The organism is Algibacter sp. (genome assembly GCF_049667265.1).
Taxonomy (GTDB): Bacteria; Bacteroidota; Bacteroidia; order Flavobacteriales; family Flavobacteriaceae; genus Algibacter_B.
The window spans coordinates 1-7,311 of record NZ_JBATHX010000367.1 but is presented as its reverse complement, the minus strand read 5'-3'; the positions used below and the strand labels follow the sequence as shown (position 1 = coordinate 7,311).

Sequence of the window (7,311 nt, the reverse complement as noted above, 5' to 3'; positions counted from 1 at the left end):
ACGGCACGTTCAAGTGGCGCTGGAGGTCAAAATGTAAATAAAGTGGAAACTAAAGTACAATTAACGCACAAACCTTCGGGTATTCAAATTTCATGTTCGGAAACGCGTTCTCAGCACGATAACAGATCTAGAGCTATGCAAATGTTGAAATCGCAATTGTATGAAATTGAACTTCAAAAACAATTGTCGCAGCGTGAAGATATTGAAGCTGGCAAGATGAAAATTGAATGGGGAAGCCAAATTAGAAACTATGTTATGCATCCTTATAAATTAGTGAAAGATGTTAGAACGGGGCATGAAACAGGGAATGTTGATGCCGTAATGGATGGAAATATAGATGAGTTTTTAAAGTCGTATTTAATGGCTATGGGGCAAAAAATAGAGGATGATAATCAGTTATGAAAAAAATAGATACTATAATTTTCGACCTTGGAGGTGTGTTAATAGACTGGAATCCTGAATATGTTTTTTTAGATGAATTCAACGGTAATCGTGAAAAAATGCAATGGTTTTTTGATAATATTTGTACCCATGATTGGAATGAAAATCAGGATGCTGGTTACCCAATAGAAAGAGCAACAGAAGAGCGCGTCGCACTTTTTCCAGAGCACGAAAAACACATCCGTATGTTTTATGGCCGCTGGGTAGAAATGCTAGGTGACGCTATTCAAGGTACCGTGAAAATTTTAGAAGCATTTATTAAATCTGATGATTACAAAGTTGTTGCTTTAACAAATTGGAGTGCAGAAACCTTCCCTATTGCATTGGAACGCTTTGAATTTTTACATTGGTTTGAAGGGATAATTGTTTCAGGTGAAGAAAAAACCAGAAAACCTTTTGATGACATTTACAACTTAACATTAAGTCGTTTCAACATTAAAGCTGAAAACGCTGTATTTATTGACGACAATCTTAGAAATATTGAAGCTGCAAATAATTTAGGAATAAACGGCATTCGTTTTGAATCGCCAGAGAAACTTGTCCAGCAATTAAAAACATTTAATATTCATATATAATGATTAAAATTTATCACAATAATCGATGTTCAAAATCGCGAAATGGATTAGAAATATTAGAAAAATCGGGTAAAGATTTTGAAATTATTAAATATTTAGACGATGTCCCTTCTGCTAAAGAATTAAAAGGCATCATCAATCTATTAGAAATAAAACCCATAGATTTAGTAAGGAAAAACGAAGCTATTTGGAAAGAAAACTTTAAAAATAAAGACTTAACTGATGCTGATATTATTGCTGCTATGCTAAAATATCCAAAACTAATCGAACGACCAATCATTATAAATGGAAATAAAGCGGTTATTGGCAGACCACCAGAATTAATTTCATCAATTTTATAGCAAAAATCTTTAATAGCATTAACATAACTTTAACCTATTCCCGTTAAACCTTAGGCTAAATTTGCAGTCACATTTTCTAAAGGTTACTTATGTTAAAAAATTTCACACTATTATTTGTTATTTTATTATCTACTGAGTTTGCTTTTGCTCAAAAATCAGAAGAAAAAGAAGTTAACATTACTGGAAATGTGTTTGATAAGGAAACAAAACAGCCTTTAGAATACGCAACCGTTGCGTTTTTAGATAAAAATCAAAACAAAATAATAACTGGCGGAATTACCGATACTAAAGGAAATTTTAGAATACCAGTTCCTACAGGAATTTATGACATTACTATTGAATATATTTCATTCAAAACCATATCAATTCCCAATAAAAATATTTCAAAACCTGAAAATTTAGGTGTTTTTTTTCTTGAAATTAACGCAGAATCTCTTGATGAAGTTGAAATTATTGCCGAGCGAACAACGGTAGAAATCAAACTTGATAAAAAAGTATATAATGTTGGCAAAGACCTTACTGTTAGTGGTGGAAACGTAAGCGATGTTTTAGATAATGTCCCATCCGTTTCGGTTGATGCTGAAGGAAATGTTGCATTAAGAGGAAACGACAACGTACGCATTCTTATTAATGGAAAACCATCAGGATTAGTTGGGCTTAATTCAACCGAAGCATTAAAACAATTACCTGCAGATGCTATTGAAAAAGTAGAAGTAATTACCTCGCCTTCTGCAAGATACGAAGCTGAAGGAACCGCTGGAATATTAAATATTATTTTACGCAGAAGTAAATTACAAGGACTAAATGGTTCCGTTACAACAAATATTGGACACCCAAATTCGGCCGGTATTTCTGGTAATATAAATTATAGAACTGGAAATATAAATATTTTCAACACCACATCTTATCGTTATACCGAACGGTTAGGAAAATGGTTTAACGATGTTACATATTTTGATATTAACACTCCTAATTTAGATGAAAAACGAAGATGGACGGACACCCAAAAAGGTATTACTACAAATACTGGTATTGAATGGTACATTAATGATTCTGCTTCAATAACCACTTCCATTGTTTATAGCAATAACGATTCTGAAAATAATTCGGTTAACAAACTTGTTCAGTTTAATAAAGTTAGTAATACCACTAGTGAAAGTGAGCGATTGGACCCCGAGCAAGAGGATGACAAAACAATACAATACGCTTTGAATTTTACCAAAAATTTTAAAGAAAGTGACCATAAATTAACTTTTGATTTTCAATATGAAAATTCAAATGAAGATGTCAATTCACTTATAAATATTGATGGTGTAGATTCTGAAATAGTTTCTACACTTGAAGATCAAGAAGAAATATTATTACAATCAGATTATGTTTTGCCAATTGGAGAAAAAAGCCAATTAGAATTTGGATATAGAGGAGATTTTTCAACTAGAACAACAGATTTTGAAGTGTCGCTTTTAGATTCTGAATCTGGAGATTTTGTAGTTAATAACAATTTAACAAATCTTTTTAATTTTAAACAATACAATACAGCTATTTATAGTCAATTTGGTAGTAAAATAGATAAATTTTCATACCTATTAGGGTTACGATTCGAAAATACTAGAATCACAATAGACCAACCTACCACAGGCGATTTTAATAAAAAAGTTATTAATGGTCTTTTCCCAACTTTAAATTTAAATTATGAAATTAGCGAAACACAAAGTTTTAGTGTAGGATATAATAGAAGAATAAGAAGACCAAGAGGTTTTATGCTTAACCCATTCCCTTCCCGCTCTAGCATTACAAATGTATTTCAGGGTAATCCAGATTTAAATCCAACATTTGCAAGTACTTTTGAAATAGGCTATTTAAATAAACTAAAAAAACTAACTATTTCGTCTTCAATTTATTATTCATATGCCACAGATATCATGTCTTTTGTGAGTAGAAATTCTAATGAAACAGTTATAGTTGATGGTGAATCATTTCCTGTCATTCAAAGAGGCCCAGTAAATTTAGGTGACGAAAACAGATATGGTATGGAATTTAACTTAAATTATAACGTCTCAAAAAAATGGAGAATTAATAGCGATTTTAATATTTACAAATTTGAAAGAGATGGCAATTACAATGGTATTGACCTAAGTGCAAACAACCTAACTTGGAGAGCACGACTAACCAACAAATTAACATTACCATATAATATAGATTGGCAAACTAACTTAAATTACAGAGGCCCAAGTACTGATGCCCAAAATGATAGAAAAGGAATTCTATCAACAAACCTAGCTTTCAGTAAAGATTTATTTAAAAACAAAGCTTCAATGGCTTTTAGTGTAAGAGACCTTTTTAACACGGGAGTTTTTAAAAATAACATTACGGCAGATACTTTTACAGCTTATCAAGAAATTCAATTTAGAGGTGGACGTACTTTTAATTTAGCATTTACCTATAGATTCAACCAACAGAAAAAGCGTGAACGGCAAGGTGGTTTTGACGGAGATGGCGGTATGGATATGTAAACACATATTTATCAAACAGAAAAACAAATGCGCAAAAAAAGGGGAAACTAAATTAGTTTCCCCTTTTTTATTTTAATATTTTATGTTTTATGCTTGACGCTTAGCTTTTTTTTCTTCTCTCATTTCTTTCAATCTTTCAATTAAAGAACCTCCTATCCAATAAGGAATAACAAAAGTTAATAAAAAAATCATTAACCAAAATCCTAAGGTTAAAATACCTAAAAATGCTAAAAATCCTAAATACTGGCTAAAATCAAACATAAATGTAATTGTCTTTTATAAATATCTCACAAAGATAATGCAAAGGTAGGTTTTATACAATATCAATATGAAATTTATTAACAGAGTTTTTAACTAATTTAAATTTGGCTGTGGCGTCATACGTAAATAAGGTTTAATCTCATTAACACCTTTTGTAAAAATTCCTTTTGCATCTTCAGTTGAAATGGCGGGGCTAATAACAACGTCTTCTCCATGTTTCCAGTTTGCAGGTGTTGCAACTTTATGGTATGCCGTTAATTGTAACGAGTCAATAACGCGAAGCAATTCATCAAAATTTCTTCCAGTAGAAGCTGGATACGTTATAATCAGTTTTACTTTTTTTTCATTATCAACTACAAACACCGAACGAACCGTAAATTTACTATCCGCATTTGGGTGAATCATATCGTAAAGCTCAGAAACTTTTCTGTCTTCATCTGCAATTATTGGAAAATTAACGGTTGTATTTTGTGTTTCGTTAATATCTTTTATCCATCCTTTATGCGAATCTAATCCATCAACACTTAGGGCAACAACTTTAACATTACGCTTATCAAATTCTTTTTTATATTTTGCTACAGTTCCTAATTCTGTGGTACAAACTGGAGTATAATCAGCAGGGTGAGAAAATAAAATTCCCCAACTATCCCCTAACCATTCATGAAAATTAATGTCACCTTCCGATGTTTTTGCTGTAAAATTTGGAGCTTCATCCCCTAACCTAATTGTTGCCATAATATCATTTTTTATAATTTGTATTAATTTAGTCCTACTAAATTACTAGATTTCAAACTCTAAATTGATACGATAAGCGTTATTTTAATGTTAAAATGAAGTAGTAAAGGCTAACTTAAATCAATAATTAAAAACACCAAAAAAACTGTCTTAGCAACTTTTAATGTAAGCATTAATGAAATGAGTTAATAAAGCTATTATTATTTAAAACTAGGCACAAGCGGATTAAAATAAATTTTAAATGTGCTAATACCATCATTTGAATATTCAAGTTTTCCTTGAAGCTGCTCAGTCAATATAAGAATAAGTTGCATACCTAAAGAAGTTGAAGTTTCAAAACCATAATTTTCAGGAATTCCTGGGCCACTATCTGAATAAACCAATACGTAAAAATCTGGTTCTCTTAAGATTGAAATATTTAAAGCGTTAACACTATCTTTTTTAAAGGCGTATTTAAATGAGTTAGTTACCAATTCATTAATAATCAAACCTATATTTGATGTCGTATCTCCATCAAAAATTAAATGACTATCAATATTTATGGTCTTCTTCAAATTTAACTTTTCAGACTTAACAGTTCTTTCAACAAAATCTATTAGTTGTTCCAAATACTCTTTTGTATTTATATCTTTAAGCGATGTGCTACCATAAAGCTTTTCATGCACTAAAGCCATAGAATTAATTCTGTTTTTACTTTGCTCTAATGCCGTTTTTACTTTTGCATCATCACTTTCATCTTGCTGCAAAGTCAAAATGCCCGAAATCATTTGCATATTATTTTTTACCCTATGGTGTATTTCTTTTATTAGCGTTTGTATTTTAGTTAAATTATTTTCTAATTCTAAATTCTGATTGCTTATTTCTGTATTCGCAAATTTTAAATTTTTATTAAGTCTTTTGTTTTTTGAAAATTGATTATAAATAATTAAAATTGAAAAAGAGATGATGAAATACCATAAATAAGCTAAAAATGCTATTGTATTACTTATTTTAGGTTTGCTTTTAAACGCACTCCCTACCCTTAGTTTTAAATTAAACACATTGATATCTGAATAAATATAATTGTCTTCCTCGACATCAAAATTTTTATAATATTCTAAATCTTTATCCACATTATAAATTTCAGAACCGTCGTAAAAGGCTTCTCGGGTTAAATCAAAAGAATTTTTCACAATAAATTTGTGCACAAACTCCTTACTATTATTGCCTTCATAAAAATAATCTAACAGATACTTTGCATTTATAATAGGTGCAAAATATCCTAATATATTATTGTTTTTATCTCGTGCAGAAAAATTAAATGGAAATCCCACCCATCCTTCTCTCAAATTTATTGGAGAAAACAAACTAATATTTTCGGACAGCATCAATTTATCTAATTGATCTAGTCTATCCTTATCTATAAATTCTTTTACTGAAACTCCTTTTAGTCCAAGTGCATCAATTTCATTTGGGGAAATAATATATTTAAAAACATGTGTCGTATCTATATAATTAACAATAATAGAGTTGTCAAATTTTATTTCATTTAATAAATCGTTCAAATAGTTTTGAAGTTCAACATCCGTTGGAAAATTAGTGCTATTTTTAGTATAGCTCTTTAAAGATGACACCAAAGTGGCATAAACATTAATTCCAGCGCGAGCGCGAATCATGGCGTCAGAATGTGTGATATTTAGGTTATCATCAATTTTTTTTCTTTCAAGTGCATAATAGGCTGAAATAAATTGATTTAAAAACAACAAACCAATCAACAAAATTGTAACAATAACAATATGATATTTATTTATTTTCATGATTTAAGGATACAATAAAATCTAAAAGATTAGTAAAACAAATAATTCATCAAATATAAATGATTCTTTTAATTTTATTATTATTTAAAATTGCTATTACCTACCAAAAATTGTAATTTTGTATAGCATTTAATCTTCAAAAATATCATGAAATATAGAATAGAAAAAGACACCATGGGCGAGGTGAAAGTACCTTCCGATAAACTCTGGGGAGCACAAACCGAACGTTCAAGAAACAATTTTAAAATAGGGCCTTCTGGTTCTATGCCACTTGAAATTGTATACGGATTTGCTTACTTGAAAAAGGCTGCTGCATATACAAATTGTGAATTAGGAGTTTTAGCTATTGAGAAACGTGATTTAATAGCCCGAGTTTGCGAGGAAATTTTAGAAGGAAAACTAGATGATCAATTTCCATTAGTAATTTGGCAAACAGGTTCTGGTACACAAAGTAACATGAATGTAAATGAAGTGGTTGCTAACCGAGCACATCAAATAGCTGGAAACGTTATTGGTGAAGGCGAAAAAACCATTCAACCAAATGATGATGTAAATAAATCACAATCATCAAATGATACGTTTCCAACGGGTATGCACATTGCGGCTTACAAGAAAATTGTTGAAACAACTATTCCAGGTGTGAAGCAAT

At 30.4% G+C, this 7,311-nt stretch carries 8 protein-coding genes; 5 read left to right on the top strand and 3 right to left on the bottom strand.

From position 1 onward, the window contains the following. The 4 genes from WBN21_RS12815 to WBN21_RS12800 form a co-directional block, all read left to right on the top strand. Window positions 1–402: peptide chain release factor-like protein (locus WBN21_RS12815; RefSeq protein ID WP_424200889.1), on the top strand; the 402-nt coding region annotated here is incomplete at its 5' end. Further along, the gene (locus WBN21_RS12810) at window positions 399–1,016 is read left to right on the top strand and encodes an HAD family hydrolase (protein ID WP_424200887.1); all 618 of its coding nucleotides are present in this window, start codon (window positions 399–401) and stop codon (window positions 1,014–1,016) included. The genes WBN21_RS12815 and WBN21_RS12810, both read left to right, overlap by 4 nt. Beyond that, complete coding sequence (gene arsC, locus WBN21_RS12805; protein WP_424200885.1) at window positions 1,016–1,357, top strand: arsenate reductase (glutaredoxin); 342 nt, start codon at window positions 1,016–1,018, stop codon at window positions 1,355–1,357. Before WBN21_RS12810 ends, arsC begins: the two co-directional genes overlap by 1 nt. An 89-nt stretch (window positions 1,358–1,446) precedes the next feature. Continuing rightward, entirely contained in the window at window positions 1,447–3,870 is a 2,424-nt protein-coding gene (locus WBN21_RS12800) for a TonB-dependent receptor domain-containing protein (protein ID WP_424200883.1), read from the top strand. An 87-nt stretch (window positions 3,871–3,957) separates the two neighbouring features. Here the strand turns inward: WBN21_RS12800 and WBN21_RS12795 are convergent, their stop codons facing one another. The 3 genes from WBN21_RS12795 to WBN21_RS12785 form a co-directional block, all read right to left on the bottom strand. Further along, window positions 3,958–4,131 carry a hypothetical protein gene (locus WBN21_RS12795; RefSeq protein ID WP_424200881.1) on the bottom strand — a complete coding sequence of 58 codons (174 nt, stop codon included), beginning with the start codon at window positions 4,129–4,131 and terminating at the stop codon, window positions 3,958–3,960. Window positions 4,132–4,224: 93 nt separating this feature from the next. Further along, window positions 4,225–4,866: a peroxiredoxin gene (locus WBN21_RS12790; RefSeq protein WP_424200879.1), complete on the bottom strand. Its 642-nt coding sequence runs from the start codon at window positions 4,864–4,866 to the stop codon at window positions 4,225–4,227. 200 nt (window positions 4,867–5,066) lie between these two features. Further along, window positions 5,067–6,662, bottom strand: a complete 1,596-nt coding sequence (locus tag WBN21_RS12785) for a sensor histidine kinase (protein ID WP_424200877.1) — start codon at window positions 6,660–6,662, stop codon at window positions 5,067–5,069. 147 nt (window positions 6,663–6,809) lie between these two features. Here WBN21_RS12785 and WBN21_RS12780 point away from each other — a divergent pair. Beyond that, a partial coding sequence (locus WBN21_RS12780; protein ID WP_424200875.1) for a lyase family protein occupies window positions 6,810–7,311 on the top strand: 502 nt, incomplete at its 3' end.